The 265-nt window shown below is 36.6% G+C and carries 1 pseudogene; it reads left to right on the top strand.

Annotated elements, in window-relative coordinates:
• Positions 1-112 precede the first annotated feature (112 nt).
• A pseudogene (locus CF394_RS16135) lies at positions 113-265 on the top strand (isochorismate synthase); the annotation flags it as partial.

Raw genomic sequence — 265 nt, forward strand, 5'->3', positions numbered from 1 at the left:
AGAAATCAACAATTACTTACTAAAAAATACAAAACAACAAAAATTCAAGCAATAAAAACATAAAACCAAACACTTTAAATAACATAAAACCACATATCATTAAAAAAAAAAGCCATTGCTGTTTGGCGGTTTTTCATTTGATCCGCTGGAAGATCGCAAGCAGCATTGGAACGGCTACCAGGAAGGCGCTTTTTTTATTCCCGCCGCTATGCTGACACAGGACGGAGAGGAAACATTCATAACGGTCAATAGATGGAAGACTCCT

It is taken from the genome of Tetzosporium hominis (genome assembly GCF_002265435.1).
In the GTDB taxonomy this organism is placed as follows: Bacteria; Bacillota; Bacilli; order Bacillales_A; family Planococcaceae; genus Chryseomicrobium; species Chryseomicrobium hominis.